The organism is Enterocloster citroniae (assembly GCF_040545455.1).
GTDB lineage: Bacteria > Bacillota > Clostridia > Lachnospirales > Lachnospiraceae > Enterocloster > Enterocloster citroniae.
In genome coordinates, this window is the sequence record NZ_JBEPLZ010000009.1 from 44,158 (window position 1) to 65,296 (window position 21,139).

Genomic DNA, 21,139 nt, shown 5'->3' on the forward strand with positions numbered 1-21,139 from the left:
TTAAACCGTGCCATGCTTCTTAGACGGACGGTCCTCTCTCTTTGTGAACAGCATTTCAAAGGCTGCGATCACCCGCTGACGGGTCTCCTCTGCCTTGATAATATCGTCTACATATCCTCTCTTAGCTGCGGAAACAGCGCTGGACTGCAGGGATGTGTACTCTGCTGTCTTCTCTGCGATCAGGGCTGCTGCCTGATCTGATGCAGCGATCTCCTTTGCATACATGATCTTAACAGCCTCGGAAGGATTCATCATTCCAATAACTGCGCCCGGCCATGCGTAAACCACATCCGCCCCAATGGACTTGCTGCCCATGGACAGGTATGCGCTGCCAAATGCATCCTTAACAACAACAGTTACCTTGGGCACGCTTGCATTGGCGTATGCATAGGTAAGGCGTGCCGCTGCCTTTGCCATTCTTCTCTCGCTGCAGATCTTTGCCTTGTAGCCCTTTACGTTCACCAGGGTGAGCACAGGGATATTGAACGCATCGCAGAAATTAATAAAATCAGTTGCCTTGTCACAGCCCTTGCCGGACAATACAGCCTCAAACTCTTCCTTCTTCTCTCCGTTGTCATAAACTTCGGTACGGTTGGCGACACAGCCAACGGTTGTCCCATTCAGCCGGATGAAGCCGGTAACCATGGAAGGTTCATATGCTTTCTTCACTTCCATGAAAAAATTATTATCAGAAATCATGGTCAGGGCCAGACCTGTATCCCCGGTACAAGCTTCCAGATTCCCGCACATGCGGTTTAAGTCATCCTGACACTCGCCGTAAGACATATCATCCTCATTGTTGGACGGTAAAATAGATACCAGGCTGCGGATCTGAGCCATAATAGATGCCTCATCACCTGCAAAATCAACCAGTCCAGACTCTTTAGCCTGGAAGTCAGCCGAGGAGGTGTCACATTTTTCAATGTAATTGCCGTCAATTGCGTTCGGTGCATTAACAAACAGCTTTCCGGACTTCTCTTCCATGAAAGTGAAGTCTGTGATGCCTGCTGATACCGCCATACCCCCGCCGCAGGTTCCAAAGATCGCTGTTATCTGTGGAATCACGCCGGAAGCCATTGTCTGGCTTAAATACAGCTTTCCAAAGCCGTCCAGTGCATCAGTTGCCTCCTGGAGACGAAGCCCTGCGCAGTCTACCAGGCCAATGACAGGTGCTCCCATCTTCATTGCCATGGAATAGATGTTGCAGATTTTCTTTGCATGCATTTCACCCATGGATCCGCCTAATACAGACGCATCCTGGCTGTATACATACACCAGGCATCCACCGATGGTACCATAACCGGTAACCACACCATCAGCCGGGGTCTCCTGCTCAGTCATGTTAAAGTCCGTACTTCTGGCAGTGATGTACGCGCCGACTTCAACAAAACTGTTCTCATCAAGCAGGGCTGCAATGCGGCTGCTTGCTGAAGTTTGTGCTGAATTACTCATTTTCCAGTCCTCCATCATTCATAAGTTTAACAATACCTAAACATCAGAACCTGAATTTAACCCTGACGTCAAAAAAAGCAGAAATATTGCCACATACAATTATAATAATAAATTTGTCAAATATCAAGTTCTTTCGGCATAAAAAAGTGAAAATATTAACGAAATCCCGGATCAGGGTAACAGAAAGGAGTTGTAGCATTTCCAAAAGAAAAGGAAAGGCTGCAACTCCATTTTTGTTACATAGTGATCACCGCCTGCAAACAGGGGTATTTATGTCATTGAAAAAAACTTGTCGTGAATGACCTGCACTGCTTTCTCCGCATCCTTTTTGTCCACCAGAACGGATATCTTGATCTCACTGGTGGAGATCATATTGATATTGATGTTGGCGTCATAGAGCGCTTCAAATAATTTGGCTGCAACACCGGGATTGTTGATCATGCCCGCTCCCACCACGGAAACCTTGGCGATCTCTGAATTGGTCTCCAGACGGCCGTAACGGATCTCCTCCCTGTGCTCCTTAAGAAGGGCTGCCGCCCGCTCCAGGTCCGGCCCGGCCACGGTAAAGCAAATATCCTTTCCCTCCTCATGGCCAATGCCCTGAAGGATGATATCCACATTGATATAGTGCTGTGCCAGCAGCGAAAATACCTTAAAGGAGGTTCCGATCTCATTGGGCACCCCGATCAGTGCAATCCTTGAAATATCCTTGTCCTTGGCAACGCTGCTGATATATGATTTTTCCATGCGTTTTGCTACCCCCTTGATTTTTGTACCCGGATGGCCTGTGAAGCTTGACAGGACCTCCAGCTTTATATTGTATTTCTTTGCCATTTCCACGGATCTGTTATGTAATACCTGTGCTCCCAGGGTAGCCAGCTCCAGCATCTCGTTGTAGGTAACTTCCTCCAGCTTCCTTGCGCCCTTTACCGTCCTGGGATCAGCGGTGTACACGCCGTCCACATCCGTATAGATCTGGCACAGGTCAGCGTCCAGGGATGCTGCCAGGGCCACCGCGGAGGTGTCGGATCCGCCCCGCCCCAGGGTGGTAATGTCCTCGTTCCTGTTCACGCCCTGAAACCCGGTCACGATAACGATCCTGCGCTGGTTCAGCTCCGCCTCGATGCGCTCCGTGTCCACCTTTTTGATCCGGGCATTCATGGAGACCGTATTGGTCATCATTCCGGCCTGCCATCCGGTAAGGGAAATGACCGGGCAGCCCAGGGCCTCAATGGCCATGGCGCACAGGGATACGGATATCTGCTCCCCTGTGGACAGCAGCATGTCCATCTCCCGGTTGGATGCATTGGGATTGATCTCCTTTGCTTTTTCAATCAGGTCATCGGTGGTATCCCCCTGTGCGGAGAGCACGGCGACCACCTGGTTCCCGGCCTTGTAAGTGTCAGTGATGATCCTCGCCACATTGCGGAGCCTTTCTGCGTCAGCCACAGAAGTGCCTCCGAATTTCTGTACAATTAAACCCATAGTTATTCCTTTCCAGGTACCGGCCTCTGTCACCCGGTACTCCTTGCAAAAAAGCGGTGTCCCCCCAGGGCCACCGCTCCTGTGCCGCCTGGCGGCACCAGCGTTCTACTAAATATTTTACACGCAGACCTTTATTTGTCAACCACTCAATTCTCCAGGTTTCTCCACTTAAAGTTGGGAATCACATCGGACCACTTGCTGATGCCGATAATGGATTTTGCAAACTCCGTGGCTTCCAGGGTGGAGTTCTTCTTATCAATATCCCGGAATACCTGCCAGATCTTCTTGCGTTTGGTTGCCACGATCAGATTGGGCTGGTTCATATCACACTCCCAGAGTCCGAACTTCAGCCCGTCCTTTGCCTCGGACGGAGCATCCACCTGGCGGCTTACTGTGTAGGCGTCAATATAGGGATTGCTGTCCACCAGATAATAGGAGTATGCATAGGCGGCTGCCTGGATCTCAGGTATGTTGCCCCTGGTGGGACTGTAGGAGGTAAAGCCCTGCTCAGTCAGAATAATGTGGCGCACATGACCGGATGGCGTGCGCAGTGTTTCCTGGACAAAATAATCCGTGAGCACGTTCAGATTGGCAAAGTTGATCACCGGTGAATTAAAATCATTGGTGAACAGGCCCGTGGTCTGGGGATCATCCCAAAATTCCGGTTCTGTCATGGGACAGGGATAAGGATGGTATGCAAGACCCCAGTCCATCTGTCCCTCGGTGTTTGCAATGGAGTTAAAACTGTCCACAATCTGCTTGCCGCCGTACTTCAGCTTTCCATCGATCTCGTTCATCCAGTTGTAATCCAGGGAAAAATATACCCTGTCATTGGCATTGGTGCTCTTGATCGCAGTATAGATAACCCGGAACGCCTTCTGATATGCCTTTACATAGCTGGTCAGATCCGTGGCACCCATGTAGTTCCACTGCTGGTTGTTGATCTCGTTGCCGATGATCCAGTTAGACACCTTGCCGTAGCTGGAGTTGGACCCGCTGTAATGGTCTGCCAGGAAGGAGGCAATGGCCTTTGTCTGCTCAAATCCGCTCTCCGTCTCAGCATTGAACATGTAATAAAATGCATTGGAGCTTTTCTGGGTCCCCGGATAGATCAAGTCCGGCGTATTGGGGTTCCAGTCATTTAACAAAATAACCGTTACGGTCATACCCTTATTGGACAGCGCGCTGATGGTCTTGTCATAGGCATCCACCACAGCCTTGTTAAAATGATAGGTCTTTCCGTCATACTGATATGTGATTCCTGTTCCCATAATCTGGGAAAACGCAATATTGGTGGTCACATGCTTTACACCCAGATCAAAGGCGTCCTCCAGCATGTCAATCTCAATATTCAGTCCTTTTTTGGAAAGGGGATCCTTAAATGCCGCGGTATTCTTAGCCACGATCTCAGGATTGGTGATATAGTGAGGTTTGCTGACGGATATAAATTGGGTCCCGTCATATACGGCCAGCTGGAATTTGCTGTACAGGCGGTCCTGAGCCGTTCCCAGGTTTAACGGTATGGTCACCGAAGTGCTGCCCAGGGCTGCCGCCGATGCTGCAAAGTCCCTTCTGCCTCCCAGCTCCTCCTCATAAGGCTGCATCTCAAACACGTAGACATTGCCGTCCGTACCAGCTGCGTCTCCGCTGCTGTTAAAGGCAATCTCTATGTTTTGTTTATCTCCTGTAATCTTACAGGAAGTAATCTGTCCTGACACTGCGGGAGCTGCCGGCTCTGTCCCGGCCGTGGTTTCAGCCTGGGCCGTATCCGCCAGGGCCATACCGGTTCCAAAAGCGGCTGTCCCGCAGACCAGGAGCGCTGCCAGAGCCAGCGCCTTACCTCCCATTAACATATTTCTCTTCATTTTCATTTCCTCCCAACTTTCTCCAGAATAGGATACAAGGTACATCATACAAAAAGAAGTTTACTTTTTCCGTGAACTTTTTATTACATGTATCTTAATTATTTGTATGATGGATTCCCGATTTTTAAGTGGATTTTTTATCCAATTTATGGCATGATAATATGGATAGGTATATAATGGAAGTGTGAATTGAATGTCTGGATCCTTCCAACACATAAGGAGGTAACTAACTTGGCTAGCAGAGCAGAATTAAAAGCGCGGGCAAAAGCATGTTTAAAAAAATACTATTGGATGGCTCTTTTGGTGAGCCTTGTGGCAACCATATTGGGCGGAGGCGGCAATACCTCCGTTAATTTCAGTATACCGGGCCGTTCCGGCTCCCGTTATCTGACGGAAGACTTTGATCTGGCGGCCCTGATCGCTGTTATGTTCATCGTTATCATCATGTCTGTCATCATTTTTATTGTATGTGTCCTGATACAGACCTTTCTGAGCAACGTGGTGCGGGTGGGACTGTGCTCCTACTTTATTGAAAGCAGGCAGAGACAGGCGGACGCGGGCTTTGAACGCCTGTTTTACGGATTTGGCGGCGGCAGATATCTTAAGATCGTAAAGGCAATGTTTATGAAGGACCTGATCATATTCGGCTGGACCCTGCTTCTCATCATTCCCGGCATTATCAAGACATACCAGTACGCAATGGTTCCATATATCCTGGCCGAATACCCGGATATGGATTACCGCAGCGCCCTGGACCAGAGCAGGAACATGATGGATGGGCACAAATTCCAGTTCTTTGTATTGCAGCTGTCCTTTATCGGCTGGGAAATTCTAGGTATCCTGGCATGCTGTATCGGTATCATCTTTGTGCTTCCTTATGAAAATGCAACCTATGCGGAATATTATGAGGAATTAAAACAGATGGGGTACAGACAGGAATATAACGGAACTTACTGATACAGTCCAGAAGACAGGGCTTACCGGTACGGTCCAGAAGACGGAAATTGCCGGTACGGTCCAGAAGACGGAAAAAGCAGGATTTCAGGGAGGTAAATCCCTGTAAATCCTGTTTTTTAGTTTTGGGACAGCGGCGGATCGGTCTATCCCGGGATGGTTCCCGTCACAGTGCAGTTACATCCATCACAGTCCGGTCACATTGATTACAGCTCCTGTATCCGCCGAACTGACCAGGGCAGCGTATTTGGCCAATGCAGGTTTTCTGGGCTTTCTCACAGGAACAAAGGCCATTTTTCTTTTCTCCAGTTCCTCCTGGGACACTTCAAGGTGAAGGCCGCGGCCTGCAATATCGATTTCGATCACGTCCCCATCTTCCACCAGTCCGATGGGACCTCCCGAGGCGGCTTCCGGGGACACATGGCCCACGCAGGGACCGTGGGTGGCCCCGGAAAAGCGGCCGTCCGTTACCAGGGCGCAATCCTCATCCATTCCCCGTCCCATAATCAGAGCCGTGGTGGAGAGCATTTCCCTCATCCCCGGCCCTCCCTTGGGTCCTTCATATCGGATCACAATCACGGTTCCCTTTTCAACCGTATTGTTGCTGATGGCTTCGTCCGCCTCCTCCATGGAGTTGAATACACGGGCTTTCCCCTTAAAATGATACATGGAAGATTTAACCCCCGACTGCTTGACCACGGCGCCCCTTGGCGCCAGATTTCCGCGGAGCACCGCGATGCCGCCCTCAGGCTTCTGGGGGGATTCCATGCTCTTTAACACATCATCAGGAGCGGCTTTGACCTGTTGAAGCAGTTCCCTTAAGGTGCTGCCTGTTACCGTAAGTACATCCCCGTGGATCCTGCTCTCTATGGTCTTTAACACGGCTGAGATCCCGCCGCTTGCATCCAGTGATACAATGGGGTATTTTCCGGAGGGCTGCAGGTTACACACAAAGGGAACCTGCCGGCTGATCCGGTCAAAATCCTCCAGGTCCAGCTTTACTCCTGCCTCATGGGCAATTGCCATCAGGTGCAGGACCAGGTTGGTGGAGGAACCAGTGGCCATGGCTCCGGCAACACCGTTCAGCATGGACTCCCGGGTGAGGATCTTCCTGGGTGTGATCCCCTTTCTCAGAAGTTCCAGCACACATCTGCCTGATGCCTTGGCAATCCGCTTTCTCTTGTTGGATACCGCTGGTGCTGTCCCTGCTCCGGGCAGGGCCATGCCCAGCACCTCCGTGAGCATACACATGGAATTGGCGGTTCCCAGGTGGGCACAGCTTCCAACCGTTGGAAGGGCTGCTTTCTCAGCCTCCTTCATCTCCTCCACAGTCACAGTCCCCATTTCCACACGTCCGGGATATTCCCTGAGTTCAGAGGAACAAAACAGCGGATTGCCCCCCACATTTCCGGGAAGCATGGGGCCGCCCGGCACAATGACGGCCGGGATATCCAGCCTGGCGGCCGCCATCAGCATGCCCGGTATGATCTTGTCACATCCCGGCAGCAGCACCATGGCGTCAAAATGATGGGCCTCCGCCACCATTTCCACGGAATCGGCGATCAGGTCCCTGCTGGCCAGCGGATAACACATCCCCTTATGCCCCTGGCACAGGCCATCGCAGATAGCGATCGTCTCCGACTGCCTTGGTACGCCTCCCGCCTCTATGATCCCCTGTTTCACATACTCTGCCAGTTCACGCAGATGCACATGCCCAGGCACCATTTCGCTGAAGGAACCGATGACCGCCACAAAAGGCTTTTTCATATCCTCCTCATCCATACCCGCGGCATACAAAAGCGCCCTCTGCCCCGACCGCCCAAGGCCATTGGTCAGAGTGCTGCTGCGGTATTTCCTGTCTTTCATCTCAAACGCATCTTCGTAGTTCTTTTTGTAGTCCTCTTTGTACTCCATATCGTACTTCATAACACCCTCCTTATATGCAGTTGCTTACTGTATAGGTAACGGTTCAGGACGGTTCATTTTCTTGACCGGAAAAGCCGGTCAAGAAGCATCGGATGTTCCCTCTATTTCACCCATTTTCCCGCCGTCCTTAACTGTTACGTGTATATTATAATTCGTTACCTTTAATAAGTAAAATTAATAGTTTTACTCTTACTGTTAATTTTTTTAACAGTATCTTTCCTGCCCTGTTGTATTTCCCCACATTTCCATTTATAATTAAGGTAGTGGAGCACAAGGAGGTTTTCATGAATCTAAAGGAGATAGAGTATATTGTAAAAATCGCGGAGGAGCGCAATGTGACAAGGGCGGCAAAAAAACTGTTCCTCACCCCCTCTGCCCTGAACCAGCAGCTGCTCCATCTGGAACGCGAGATCGGCACGCCCCTCTTTTTCCGTTCGCGCACCGGATGGTCTCCCACGGAAGCCGGGGAGGTCTACCTCAGCGCTGCCAGGGAAATGCTGCGTCTAAAGCGTGAGACCTATCATCGCCTCCAGGATATCACTGACGCAAAAAAAGGCTCTCTCTCCATCGGTTTCCCGCCGGAAAGAGGCGCCCACATGTTCACCAGTATCTATCCTGTTTTTCATAAAGAGTATCCAGGTATTGTGATCAATGTATCGGAGGTAAGCGTCCGAAGGCAGCAGCAGATGATCATCCAGGGCAGCCTGGACATAGGGTTCATGACCCTGCAGGATAATCAGCGCACAGATGATGAGTATCTGCCTATCAGCACCGAGGAGCTGGTGCTGGCCGTCCCGTCCGTCCATCCCCTGTGCAGCCAGGCAAAGCCCGGCGGCAAGGGTCCTTATCCGGAACTGGATCTGGAAGGCCTTAAGTACGAACCCTTTGCCCTGATGTACAGGGAATCCACCATCCGCCAATGGGTTGACACCATCTTCCGGCAGGCAGGCTTTGTTCCCAATGTACTGTTTGAGACAGCCAGGGCCCGGACCATTCTCCATATGGTGGGAGCGAGGATGTGCTGCGGCCTGGTGCCTGAGTCAGATACACTGGCTCTGCGGGAGGATGTATCCTATTTTTGCCTGCCGGACCACCCTTCATGGAAGATTGTGGCCAGCTACCGCAAAAACAGTTACCTGAGCAGTCCTGCCATGTACCTGGTCCAGCTGGCATCGCAGTATTGGCAGGATCCTAGCAGAGTTTCTCCATAACTGAGGCCGATGTCTTTTCATTGTTCACACTGCAGGTATCATAGTATCTTCTGTAATACTCGGTGTACAAAAGGTCAATGAGGAACAGCTGGCTGATCTCCGCCGATGAAGAACCAGCCTGCAGCGGACTTTCATTGGCGCCGCACAGCAGTACCATGTCGCCGTAAGCAGTCAGAGGGGACTTGACGAAACGGGTGATACATACAATTTCCGCCCCTGCCTGCTTGGCCAGCTGCGCCACATGGATGGTATCCTTGGTGGCTCCCGAATAGGAGAACACCACAGCCACCTCACCCTTGGTCATGGTGGAGGCCATCATGGCCTGGATATGGGAGTCTGATGCGCAGTACACCTTGGACTCTATTTTAAGGAATTTGTCGGCCGCCTTCATGGCCGTGGTCATGCTGGTGCCCACGCCGTAAAAACAGATGCGCGTGGCGTTGTGGAAACACTGGATAACCTGTTCAAAATGGTCTCTCTTAAGAAGTGATTGGGTCTCCTTAAGTGCGTTTATATTGGAAGCCAGCACCTTCTGGACCACCTCGTCAAAGGTGTCATCCAGGTCGATATCCCCTTCCATCTGTCCCATGCCCTGCCTGCCCTCATTAAGGCTCAGGGACAGAAGCATTTTAAATTCCTGATACCCTTTGCAGTTCATGGTCTTGCAAAACCGGAACACACTGGTATCACCCACGTTGCAGACCTCGGCCAGTTCCGTGATGGACATGAACAGAACTTTTTTAGGATAATTGAGGATATAGTCCGCCACCTTTTTTTCCGCTTTTGTAAACTGGTTGTACTCTCCTCTGATCCTCACTAAAAAATCCGCTGTCATTTGCCTTCCTCCTTTGGCTGCCCGAAGCCTGAAAAATAAATTTATTAACAGTTCAGAACGGCGTGAAAATGGGTACAAAAGCGGGCGTTAAGCTTGCTCATAAGTCCGTTTTTGCACCCACTTTCACATTGGATGGACATCCGATGCTTCTTGACCGGCTTTTCCGGTCAAGAAGATGAGCCGTACTGAACAGTTACAATTTATCTATATTATAAAAAAAAATATTTCTTTTAGCAAGAGAGGGGTGTACTTCTTATGAAGCATTTGTCTAAAAAAGAACTTTTCTCAATTCCTAACCTGATGGGATATTTCCGCCTTGTCATGATTCCGGTATTTGTATGGCTGTATCTCCACGCTGTGACGGACGCAGACTATTACAGGGCTGCCCTGGTCATGGGCATTTCCTCCATCACCGATATGTTTGACGGTATGGTTGCCAGGAAATTCAACATGATCACGGAATTCGGCAAGTTCCTGGACCCTCTGGCCGACAAACTGACCCACGGCGCCATCCTTCTCTGCCTTTTAAGCCGCTATCCTCTGATCCTCCTGTTAGTCGTCCTTTTTGCGGCAAAGGAAGGGTTCATGCTCGTTATGGGCGCCATCAAGCTGCGCCAGGGCAAAAAGCTAGACGGCGCCATGTGGTTTGGGAAATGCTGCACCGCCCTGCTTTTTGTAGTCCTCTTCCTTTTCCTCCTGTTCCCCCATATGCCTATCCCTCTGGTCAATGGGCTGATCCTGCTGTGCGGGGTAGTGATGGCGGTGACTCTTGTGATGTATGTACGGGTGTTTAGACGGATGTAGGGCCGGCCTTAAACCGGTATCCCCTCCTTGATCGCCGCTACAAACCTCCTTGTAATATCTCCTGGCTCATCGCACTCCTCCCCTTTCTAAAAATGGAACATATCCAGTTCCTCTGCCTGATACTTTTCCTTAATTCTGAGAATCTCTTCCTTAAGGCCCGTGAGTTCTGAATCCTCATAGTTGTAGAACGGCTTTCTGGAGTACCCGGATTCCAGCCCTCTCCAGTTCATCATACCGTGGAGCACGGATGGGAAATCATATTTCAGGGCCGCGAAGATCACCTCATCCGCAATCTTCTGAAGCCTCATTCCTCCCTTGATATCGCTCGCCTCCACCTTGGCCAGAATCTTCTTGTACAGATCCGGGAACAGGTTGTAGAAGGAACCGATGATACCGTCCGCCCCTGCGCACATGCCGGAAAATGCCATCTCATCACAGCCTGAATAGATCATGAAATCACTGCCCAGCTTTTCCTTCAGGTATCCCATCTCATCATGGGATCTTGCCGTGTATTTGAGGCCGTGCACATTGGGAAGGTCCGCCAGCTTCAGCAACAGGCCCATGTCCATAAGCCCTGCCAGCTGGATGTTATAGACCACCATGGGAAGGGGCGTTGCCTCAGAGATATCTTTGTAATAGCTGTAAATATCATCCGCCCTGAACTTCCAATAGAAAGGAGGCACGGACGAAATGGCGTCCGCCCCTGCCTCATAGGCGTGCTTTGCCAGTTCAATGGATTTCTTTGTGCCAATATCCCCCACATGTACGATTACCGGAACCCGCCCTTTAACCTGATCGATCACAGTGTCCACCACCAGGTTCCGCTCCTCGGCGGTCATGGTAAAGCATTCTCCCGTACTGCCGGTGAGATAAAATCCGTCTGCTCCATGGTCCAGCATAAAATCCACCATACGTCTGGTGCACTGGATATCAACATTTTCCTCTTTGTCAAAAAATGTCATCATTGCCGGGATGACTCCCTTGATCTGTGTCATTTTAAATTTACTCATGATTGCCTCCTGTTGTTTGAACCTCTTTCTTTGCAGCTGCCTGCTCGCTGACGCGGTGGCAGCATACCATATGTTCCCTCCCTTCCTGCATGATAATGGTGGGATGGGGTATCTCGGTCCTGCATTTTTCCATACACTCCGGGCACCTTGGGTGGAAGGTGCAGCCGGACGGCGGGTTCACCGGGCTGGGTACATCGCCCTGAAGCGGGATCCTCTTGCGCCTCTTATCTATATCCGCAATGGGAATCGCGCTGAGCAGCGCCTTTGTGTAAGGATGGAGCGTATGTTCAAATAGCTCTTCCGTATCCGCCATCTCCACCACCCGCCCCAGGTACATGACCACGATCCGGTCACTGATGTATTCCACCACGGACAGGTCATGGGTGATAAACATGTAAGTGAGGCCGCGCTCCACCTGGAGCTTTTTCAGAAGCTGCAGCACCTGGGCCTGAATGGATACGTCCAGGGCCGACACAGCCTCATCGCACACAATAAATTCAGGGGATACGGACAAGGCTCTGGCTATACCGATCCTCTGCCTCTGGCCGCCTGAAAACTCATTGGGATACCGCTCCATGTACTCCGGAGGCAGGTTAACTGCTTCCAGAAGCTTTGCTATCTTTTCCTTCCTGACCTTTTTGCTCCTCTCCCCAAACCGGATCAGGGGTTCCTGCATGGAACCGAATATGGTAAAGGACGGATTCAGGGAGGAATATGGATCCTGGAACACGATCTGCATCTTGCACCGAGCTTCATCCAGCTCCCTCTTATTCATACCGATCAGCTCCCTCTCCCCTGTCTCAAAGGAATATCGGATACTGCCCTCCGTGGGTTTGATCAGCTGAAGGATACTTTTCCCCAGGGTGGTCTTGCCGCAGCCGCTTTCTCCTACCACACCCAGTATTTCCCCCTTGTATATGTCAAGGTTCACATCATCCACTGCCTTCACATACCCCACGGTCCGCTTAAATACCCCCTGTTTCACAGGGTAATACGTCTTCAGGCCGTTTACCTTAATGAGCACATCCTTTTTGTCTGCCATTATCTCACCCCTCCTTTCCCATCAGGTCATGAAAGCATCTGCAGTAATGGCCCGGCTCCAACTGGACCTCGGGGGGCATTTCCTCCATACACCGGTCGGCGGCGAATTCACACCTTGGCGCAAACTGGCAGCCTTTGGGACGGTTATATGGATCGGGTGTAGAGCCTTTGATGGGTTCCAGCTCCTGCTTCTTGCCCCGTCCCAGCACAGGTATGGACTTAAGAAGGGCTCTTGTATAGGGATGGGCCGAATGGGTCAGCACAGCTCTGGCATCCCCGCTCTCCACAATATTGCCCATGTACATTACAGCCACATTGTCGGCCAGCTCGGCAACCACACCCATATCATGGGTGATGAGCAGGATAGCCGCATCATGATTATTCTTAAGGGCCAGCATCAGCTCAAATATCTGCGCCTGGATCGTCACATCCAGGGCCGTGGTGGGCTCATCCGCTATGAGCACCCTGGGCTGGCAGCTCATGGCCATGGCGATCATGGCTCTCTGGCACATGCCCCCTGAAAACTGGTAAGGGTATTCATCCACCCGCTTCTCAGGAAGGGGGATCCCCATGTCCTTTAACAGGCTGACCGCCTTCTCCTTTGCATCGCTCTTGCTCTTTGCCCTGTTATGATAGAGAAGGGATTCGTTGATCTGGTATCCCACTGTAAAGACCGGATTCAGGGCCGTCATAGGGTCCTGGAATATCATGGCGATCCCATCTCCGCGGATCTCACGCATCTCTTTTCCCTTTCGCTTTAACCGGTCGATCCTTATATCCTTACCCTTGTCGTAAAAATGTATCTCCCCCTTCTCAATCCTGGAAAGATCAGGCAGCAGGCCCATAATGGAATTGGCGGTCACGGATTTGCCGCACCCGCTCTCTCCCACGATACACATGATCTTCCCCTTCTCCAGCTGGAAGGACACGCCCCGAAGGACTTTGTTGCATCTCTCATTGTTATAAAAATTAACTTCCAGGTCCTGGACTTTCAATACTACGTTATCGCTCATGATGTATTATCACACTCCTTGCATTGAGCACTTAGCGTCTGTCTTTTAGACGCTTATGTGCGAAAGCACTTCACGGAAGCACATTGGTTATCCGATCTGGGACGGGTCCGTGGCATCCCTCAGACCGTCACCGATAAAATTGATACCCACCACAAACAGCGTCACCACAATACCTGTCGGCAGCCATACCCACCAGGAATTCTTCAGTATCATCAGGTCCTGGGCCGCATTCAGGATATTGCCCCAGGTGGCCACCTCCAGAGGAACACCCAGTCCAAGAAAGCTTAGGGATGCCTCCTGGAGGATGAACATGGCAGTGGAAAGGGTTATGTTTACAAAAATGGGGCCGATGGCATTGGGCAGCATGTGGACAAATGCGATCCTCATGCTTCCGATTCCAAAAGCTTTCAGCGCCTGTACATATTCTTCCTCCCTCAGGGACAGCATCTGGGACCTGGCCATACGGTACATGGAAGGCCAGCCCGTAATGGAAAATATAAATATCAGGTTCCATAAACTCTGGCCCGTAATGGTCACCAGGATCAGAACCAGGATGATCTGGGGAAATGACATAAGAATCTCTGATATCTTCATAATGATACCGTCAAACCAGCCGCCCTTGTAACCTGCAATGGTTCCCAGGGATACGCCTAAAACCGTTGCGATCAGCGCGCTTCCAAGGCCCACGCCTATGGATATGCGCCCCCCATAGAGAACCCTGGCCCATATATCCCTGCCGATTTTATCAGTTCCCATAATATGGGAGGCAGTAGGCGGGCTCAGGATGTTGCGCAGGTCCACCTTGGTGGAGCTGTACTGGGTAAACAGGGGCGCACACAGGCACATGAACATGATCACAAAGAATATGATAAATCCCAGTACGGACAGTTTGTTGGCAAACAGCTTCCTGAGGGCACGGTTCTTGATCCCTTTTTTTATACGGCCGGAGTTTTCCCTCTCCAGGATCCGGTCCATTTTCCGTTCAAGTGAACTTTTCATCCCGCACCTCCTAACTCAGTTTAATCCGCGGATCCAGCACTGCTGTGATGATATCCACGATGATGCTGGCCACAAGCACCAGCAGGACACTGAAGAAACCGATGATCATGACCAGGGGTGTATTCTGGGAGCGCACAGCTGAGACAAAGAGCACACCGATACCCGGCCACTGGAACACCTCCTCCACCACCACAGCACCTCCGATGAGCATGGGAAGGCGGAAACCGATCAATACCACCACCGGCGTCATGGCAGCCCTCAGCCCATGGAGAAGATTGACCCTCCACTCAGGCAGGCCCTTGCTTCTGGCTGTCTTCATATAATCGCGCCCCATGGAATCCAGCATGCTGGAGCGTCCATAACGCATAACTCCTGATGTCAGGGAAAATCCCAGCACAGTGGCAGGCATGATCAGATAGGGCAGCCGTTGAATAAAGTTCTGTCCCGCATAGGCCATCCGGCCTCCCACCGGAAGGATGCTGGTGTGGAGTGCAAATGCATTAATGCAGATGAGTCCCAGCAGGAACTGGGGGATCGCCACACCTACCATTCCAACAATACTCAAGATCTGGTCCAGGACCGTTCCCTTTTTAAGGGCACAGACAATCCCCAAAAGAATACCGAAAACAGAGGACATGACCAGGGAGGTAAAGGTCAGCTCAATGGTTGCCGGAAGGTGGTTCTTCATCAGGGTAATGACAGGGACGCCGCTCTGCAGGCTGTATCCGAAATCACCGTGAAGCATTCCGGCCAGCCACTTTAAATAGCGCAGGAAAAACGGGTCGTTCAGGCCCAGGGCCTCTCTCATGGCATTCAGCTGTTCCGGCGACATGGTGGCAAGGGCATCGGGCGGAATCAGGAAATCAACCGCATCACCCGGCATCAGCTCCATGCCCAGATAGATCAGGAAGCTGATTACCAGCATCATGGGAATGAGGGTCAGAATTTTACGTATTATGTAATTACTCATTAAAATTCCTCCTTGCATTGAGCACTTGCGCCTGGTTTTCCGGCGCTTTGTGCGAAAGCCCTTCGCAATACGAAGCAAGATCATCCATAGCTTCGCATCATGGAAGTTCTCTTGTTAAAAAACAGGGCGGACCGTTTTATTACCGGCCCGCCACAGTCCAATCATCCTACTTTATATTCGCATCATGAGGGAACTGGTTGATATAGAAACATCTGGTATAGCGGATATTTGCCGCCGTCACCGTCATACCGTCCATGGCTTCGATGGCCTTTGCATCATCTGTGGATTTGCTCCATGCATAATCGATCTTGCCCGCTCCCGCATTCTTAACCAGATTGCCGTCATTCTCTCCGCTGGCAAACATATAGATGGTATCAATATTGCCTGTTCCGGTCTTGTAGTATCCGTCCCATCTCTTCAGGGTTGCATAGTTGTTGAGGACCACCTCATCAACTTTGTATGGGCCTGAACCGATTGGTTTCTGCCAGAACTGATCTTGTTGCAGCATCTCGGGGCTTGCTTTCTCCAGACAATGCTTCGGAAGGATGGGCCACTGTGAAAATACCGCAAGGGCATTAGCAGATACCGTGTCAAAGTTTACTGTAATCTTGTTTCCATCGATCTCAACGCCTTCCAGGTTGTCGGTCTTGCCCTCCAGGAAATCAGCTGAGCCCTGGATGGCCTTCATTACCTCGGATGCAACCGCATTGGTTCCCGGGGTCCTTAACATCAGTTCCAGTGTGAACTTAACATCCTCTGCAGTGAGGGGTTCATCATCATGCCACTTTAACCCGTCCCTTAAGACAAACTCAATGGACTTGTCATCCTCAGACACAGCATAGCTCTCAGCCAGCATTCCCTCTGTGGGATTCAGGGAACTGTCCGCATTGATCAGCTTGTCGAAGATCAGCTCAGTGTTGATCATGTAACCCGGATTAACCATGGGATACCAGAAAAATTCTTCCGGTCCGCCGTTGGTGTACATGGTATTGTCCGCCCGGTCGATCTTCCAGTCCAGAATGTTCTTCTCATAGGAAAACTGGTCGTTGCCGAATTTGCTGTCCGCAGTGTCCAGCTTGTCGCTGGTATAGATAAAGCATACCTGGTGATACAGCGGCATGGCCAGTTCATTCTCTGCCACAAACTGCTGGATCTTAAAAAATGCTTCCTTCTGCTCATTGGTATCCATGGTTGCGTTGGATGCTGCAATCATCTCATCCAAGCCATCCTGCTTGGGAACCGAGGAGTTGTTGGATGCAGTGGATGCAAAGCGGTTATAGAACTCACTCTCCGCCAGGGCTGCAACGGCTGCATAGGCCAGATCCCACTTCACAGCGGACGGTCCCTTCTCCTTGTCTGCGGGCGGTACCCAAAGCTGGGCTGCCAGGTCGCCTTCCAGCTTCCTGAACTGGGCCTTCACGCCAACCTCTTGCCAGTACTGGCCGATAATGGTCATCAAATCCACGGTCTGCTGGTCATCATAGTAGTAGACCACGTCCAGGGTATAGTCTGCCGGCCATCCTGCTTCCTTCAGCAGCTCCTTGGCCTTTTCCGGATTATACTCATAGACCGGGATCTCAGGGTTCAGCCAGTCGCCGGGGGCGGTAAAGCTCTTAGCCACTTCCGCCTTTCCCTCAAAAAGGCTGTCCACAATGGCTTCCATGTCAATGGCGTAGGCCAGTGCCTGCCGCACCCTTACATCCGCCAGAGGTGTTCCCAGATCTGTTGCCCCTGCCCCGTCTGCGGAGCTGCCTGAGGTCCCGCCTGCAGGTGCCTGTGTGGTCTGGGCGCCCTGCCCCGCAGCAGTGGTCTCAGCCGTCTTTCCTCCCGAACCACAGCCGGCCAGGGATCCCACGGCAAGAGTTGCTGCCAAAAGCAGGCTTGCTAATCTTCTTTTCTTCATAATCCGTAACCTCCATTTCTTAGTTTGTACTTTGTACTACAAAGTTTTGTAACCTTCATTGCTTTTTCAAGCTATCGTGACTTCATTGTATGATAATTGCACATACATGTCAATATATAATTTATTTTCTTGTGTGTATAATGTACGTATTATGGATATTATCTTGTCGAATTATGTACATTTATAACAGTTCATTGACTTTTTTACTAATATGCAATATGATAAACATATAGTTAGAACTTTATCATACAAATCATACAGCACAGGGAGAATCACAGGTATGGCAAAAGCCAATGGAATGAAAAATCTAAAATCCCGCAAGTTATATCTGCAGGTTTACGATGAAATTAAAAGTTATATAGAGAAGAACCATCTGATGCCGGGAGATAAGCTGCCCTCTGAGATGAAGATGTGCGAAATGCTGGGGGTAAGCCGTAATGTGCTGAGGGAAGCCATCAAATCCCTGGAGATTACGGGCACGGTCTGCTCCACTCCCGGTGTGGGGATTGTCATTCAGGAGTTTAACACTGATTTTTTCCTCAGCAACCTGATCTACAGTATCAGCGATGAGGACCAGCTGCACAAGGAGATCGAGGAACTGCGCCGGGTGCTGGAGCTGGGTTTTGCAAAGGATGCATATGAGAGCATCACCCCGGAGTCCCTGGAGAGCCTGACCAAGGAAGCCAAAACCATGGAGAGCCTGTTTGTCCAGATCAAACAGTCACGCTCCTCCGTATATGGTGCCAGGTTCGCTGAGGCTGACGCATCTTTTCACAAGATACTGTTCCAGGCAGTGGACAATCACCTGTTAAAGTCCATTATTGAGTTTTTCTGGGCATGTGACCGGTATTATAAAGTCAAGACCACCCACAGCAACATGGAGCTCACCGTGGAAAAGCACCTGCGCATCTGCAATGCCATCAAAGCCCGGGATTATCAGAAGTACTATGATGCAATGCAGTTCCATTTTAATGTGGGATATTTTAAGAGATAGACAGGGGGATATTTATGGATCATCTGATACAATCCCAAATGCAGTATGATATTCTGGTCACCGGCGCCGGCCTGGCCGGTATACGGGCAGCCGTAAGCTGCGCCCGGGAAAACCGGAATGTACTCCTTATAACCTCCTCCCGCCTGTGTTCCGGCTCCAGTTTCTATCCTCTGATGGATACCATACACTGCCTGTGTACTGCCGGTCCCCAGGACAGGGAACGTTTCTTTAAGGATATAGAAGACTGCAGCCAAGGCATGAACGACCCATGGATGGGAAGATATTATATCGATCATATTGAAGAGTGTATAGGGAACCTGCCTGAGATGGGCATTGATTTTCACAAGCTTCCTGAAAAGAAGCTGGCATGTTTTGGCCATACGGCCCGGGATCTGTATTACTGGAAGGACTGGGACGCGCTGAGGACAAGGGTGCACCAAGCCATCCGGAAAACCGGGCGCATCACGGTGATGGAGCACACGGACCTGGTACAGCTTCTGGTGTCGGAAAACCGGATCATCGGCGCTCTGCTCCTGGGGCCGGAGGGAATACTGACCATATCCGCCAAGGCAGTAATCCTGGCAGGGGGAGGCATGGGAGGGCTCTATCTCCACAACCTGAACACTGCGGATGTGAACGGAAGCACCCAGGCCATTGCCCTGAAAGCCGGTGCCAAATTGATCAATCTGGAATACAACCAGTTTATTCCGGGTTTTCTGTCCCCTCTCTATAAAACCGTATTCAGGGAGGGTAGCCTGCGATACTGCACCGGGCTGATCGGACCGGATGGAGAAGATGTGCTGAAGGGACTTCTGCCCCACCAGGCGGATTATGAGGAGTGCCTCATGCTCCGGGAACCCCACGGCCCTTTTACCTTCTCGGATAATTCCAGATATTTTGACATTGCCCTTATGAAGTCCGCGCTGCAGCGTATCGAGGCAGAAGGAGGTAGATTTGATGAGTCCTCAGGGTGTCTGATCCGCTACAGCCCTGATATCCTGAAGGATAAACGCGGCTATGTACGGGATTATACGGACTGGCTGCTCAGGGAACACAATATACATATTGAAAAGGACCCCATTTCCATTGCTCCCTTTTTCCATGCGGCCAATGGAGGGATCTGGGTGGATCACGGCTGCTGTACCGGGGTGGAGGGGCTCTTTGCCTGCGGCGAAGGAGCCGGGGGCATCCATGGAGCCGACCGCCTGGGAGGCATGGCCTCAGGAAGCTGCCTGGTATTCGGCACTTTGGCAGCCAGGTCTGCCTGCAGTCATGCTGGAAAGAATCACTTTTCCCCTGTCCCAGTGGATGATATCCGCGGCCAGCTGTACGCCTCCTACCAATGCTGCCCTCCCTATATAAAACAGCCTTTGTCTGATACCGGCCGTATCCCGGATTCTCCCCAGGAGATTTGCCGGCGGGTAAAGGAACTGATGTGGCGGTACGGTGGCATTATACGGACTGAAAAAGGACTGGTCACAGCCCTTGAGACCATGGATGCCATGGGACTGGTTCTGGATCAGAATATGGGGCTTGATGACTGCGAAGATGCTCCCCAGCTTAAGGCATTCCTAAAAGCCCACCAGTATCTGGATCTGGGCCGTGCCCTGCTGGCATCCATGCTGGCCCGGAGGGAAAGCAGAGGAAGCCATTACAGGGAGGATCATCCTCAGACAGATCCGCTGGCCGGCGCATGGCGTACCGCGGTCAGCCTGACGGACGGGAAATATGTTGTCTCCCAAACACCTGCCCCGGGTTATACGGAACCTTCCTCCTGTTCCTGATACATCTGCTCCTGATAGGCGGAATCCTGATACACACGTTTTAATGTGAATCCCCGCCCTCTCACCTCGTTGATCTGGTTGATAATCATGAAGGCCTCCGGGTCTTCATTCATCACCAGCTGGTTCAGCCTGGGCAGGTCACGCCTGGCGATAACAGCCAGGATCATCTCCTGCTCCCGGTGCAGGTACCCTGTCTCCATGTGGAGAAGGGAGGTGCCGCAGTCCAGGCGCTCTGCAATCAGCCGGTTGATGGTTTCGTATTTCCTGGACACGATCTTCACCTGTATCCTGACATTTCCGGACATCAGAACCTTATTAAGTACCATGGTATATACAATGATCAGCAGGATACCGTAAAGAATGGCATGGGAGTCCGCAGAGATCAGCTGCAGACCCAGGATGATGCAGTCCATGAGATAGAGGCTGAAGGACACATTGATCTCAAATTTTTTCTTGAGGATCAGGGATGGAATATCCATTCCCCCGGTGGAGGCTCCGGCCCTCATGACAATGCCGATACCTGCCCCTATGAGGATGCCCGCATAGATCACGGCCACCAGCTTTTCCTGCATCACAAAACCGCCGAATCCCAGTCCCTCCAACAGCCCCAGCATAAGGGGATAAATAACCGTGCTCAACGCCGTGGTCAGGGCAAACTGTCTGCCCAGGATCCATGCCCCGAACAGGAACATGGTAATATTAAAAATGCTGACAAACAGGCTGATGGGAATTCCCATGGTATGGGAGGCAAACAGCGCCAGCCCCGTGGTCCCTCCGGTAATCAGCCCATTAGGCACGATAAACAATACCACTGCCGCCGCGTACATTGCATTTCCCAGAACAATCTGGCACAACCTTATAATCTCCCTTACCGCTGTCTGTTTCTTTTCCAT

Annotated in this window: 17 protein-coding genes; 5 read left to right on the forward strand and 12 right to left on the reverse strand. The window is 51.2% G+C overall.

The features are described 5' to 3' along the window. The 3 genes from ABID13_RS13855 to ABID13_RS13865 form a co-directional block, all read right to left on the reverse strand. A complete protein-coding gene (locus ABID13_RS13855; protein ID WP_045093494.1) occupies positions 1–1,452 on the reverse strand; it encodes an acyl-CoA carboxylase subunit beta in 1,452 nt (483 codons plus the stop codon). A gap of 270 nt (positions 1,453–1,722) precedes the next feature. Then, on the reverse strand, positions 1,723–2,937 hold the full coding sequence (locus tag ABID13_RS13860) for an aspartate kinase (RefSeq protein ID WP_048930112.1): 1,215 nt from the start codon (positions 2,935–2,937) through the stop codon (positions 1,723–1,725). A 146-nt stretch (positions 2,938–3,083) separates the two neighbouring features. Further along, a complete protein-coding gene (locus ABID13_RS13865) occupies positions 3,084–4,802 on the reverse strand; it encodes a DUF5722 domain-containing protein (protein ID WP_007866383.1) in 1,719 nt (572 codons plus the stop codon). A gap of 231 nt (positions 4,803–5,033) precedes the next feature. Here ABID13_RS13865 and ABID13_RS13870 point away from each other — a divergent pair, with 231 nt between their 5' ends. Then, positions 5,034–5,759: a DUF975 family protein gene (locus ABID13_RS13870; RefSeq protein ID WP_007866387.1), complete on the forward strand. Its 726-nt coding sequence runs from the start codon at positions 5,034–5,036 to the stop codon at positions 5,757–5,759. 183 nt (positions 5,760–5,942) lie between these two features. Here ABID13_RS13870 and ilvD read toward each other — a convergent pair whose 3' ends face one another. Continuing rightward, the gene (ilvD, locus tag ABID13_RS13875) at positions 5,943–7,682 is read right to left on the reverse strand and encodes a dihydroxy-acid dehydratase (RefSeq protein WP_082173882.1); all 1,740 of its coding nucleotides are present in this window, start codon (positions 7,680–7,682) and stop codon (positions 5,943–5,945) included. Positions 7,683–7,966: 284 nt separating this feature from the next. Between ilvD and ABID13_RS13880 the strand changes: the two genes are divergently transcribed. After that, a complete protein-coding gene (locus tag ABID13_RS13880; protein WP_007866392.1) occupies positions 7,967–8,893 on the forward strand; it encodes a LysR family transcriptional regulator in 927 nt (308 codons plus the stop codon). Here the strand turns inward: ABID13_RS13880 and ABID13_RS13885 are convergent. Then, positions 8,874–9,728, reverse strand: a complete 855-nt coding sequence (locus tag ABID13_RS13885; RefSeq protein ID WP_007866402.1) for a MurR/RpiR family transcriptional regulator — start codon at positions 9,726–9,728, stop codon at positions 8,874–8,876. The genes ABID13_RS13880 and ABID13_RS13885 overlap by 20 nt on opposite strands. Before the next feature lie 255 nt (positions 9,729–9,983). Here ABID13_RS13885 and ABID13_RS13890 point away from each other — a divergent pair, with 255 nt between their 5' ends. Next, entirely contained in the window at positions 9,984–10,532 is a 549-nt protein-coding gene (locus tag ABID13_RS13890; protein WP_048929931.1) for a CDP-alcohol phosphatidyltransferase family protein, read from the forward strand. 86 nt (positions 10,533–10,618) lie between these two features. Here ABID13_RS13890 and ABID13_RS13895 read toward each other — a convergent pair whose 3' ends face one another. From ABID13_RS13895 to ABID13_RS13920, 6 genes are all read right to left on the reverse strand, one after another. Beyond that, positions 10,619–11,542 carry a dihydrodipicolinate synthase family protein gene (locus tag ABID13_RS13895; protein ID WP_007866407.1) on the reverse strand — a complete coding sequence of 308 codons (924 nt, stop codon included), beginning with the start codon at positions 11,540–11,542 and terminating at the stop codon, positions 10,619–10,621. Next, entirely contained in the window at positions 11,535–12,584 is a 1,050-nt protein-coding gene (locus ABID13_RS13900) for an ABC transporter ATP-binding protein (RefSeq protein ID WP_007866410.1), read from the reverse strand. Before ABID13_RS13900 ends, ABID13_RS13895 begins: the two co-directional genes overlap by 8 nt. Before the next feature lie 4 nt (positions 12,585–12,588). Continuing rightward, the gene (locus ABID13_RS13905) at positions 12,589–13,596 is read right to left on the reverse strand and encodes an ABC transporter ATP-binding protein (protein ID WP_045093499.1); all 1,008 of its coding nucleotides are present in this window, start codon (positions 13,594–13,596) and stop codon (positions 12,589–12,591) included. 87 nt (positions 13,597–13,683) lie between these two features. After that, positions 13,684–14,595, reverse strand: a complete 912-nt coding sequence (locus ABID13_RS13910; RefSeq protein ID WP_007866416.1) for an ABC transporter permease — start codon at positions 14,593–14,595, stop codon at positions 13,684–13,686. Positions 14,596–14,605: 10 nt separating this feature from the next. Beyond that, entirely contained in the window at positions 14,606–15,565 is a 960-nt protein-coding gene (locus tag ABID13_RS13915; protein WP_007866418.1) for an ABC transporter permease, read from the reverse strand. A gap of 166 nt (positions 15,566–15,731) precedes the next feature. Continuing rightward, a complete protein-coding gene (locus ABID13_RS13920) occupies positions 15,732–17,468 on the reverse strand; it encodes an ABC transporter substrate-binding protein (RefSeq protein ID WP_048929932.1) in 1,737 nt (578 codons plus the stop codon). Between the two features lie 280 nt (positions 17,469–17,748). Between ABID13_RS13920 and ABID13_RS13925 the strand changes: the two genes are divergently transcribed. Beyond that, positions 17,749–18,462 (forward strand): FadR/GntR family transcriptional regulator, encoded by a 714-nt coding sequence (locus ABID13_RS13925; protein ID WP_007866423.1) that lies wholly within the window; start codon positions 17,749–17,751, stop codon positions 18,460–18,462. 14 nt (positions 18,463–18,476) lie between these two features. Next, entirely contained in the window at positions 18,477–20,246 is a 1,770-nt protein-coding gene (locus ABID13_RS13930) for an FAD-binding protein (protein WP_048929933.1), read from the forward strand. On the opposite strand, the gene ABID13_RS13935 is transcribed toward ABID13_RS13930, so the two are convergent. Beyond that, complete coding sequence (locus tag ABID13_RS13935) at positions 20,219–21,139, reverse strand: YitT family protein (protein WP_007866429.1); 921 nt, start codon at positions 21,137–21,139, stop codon at positions 20,219–20,221. The genes ABID13_RS13930 and ABID13_RS13935 overlap by 28 nt on opposite strands.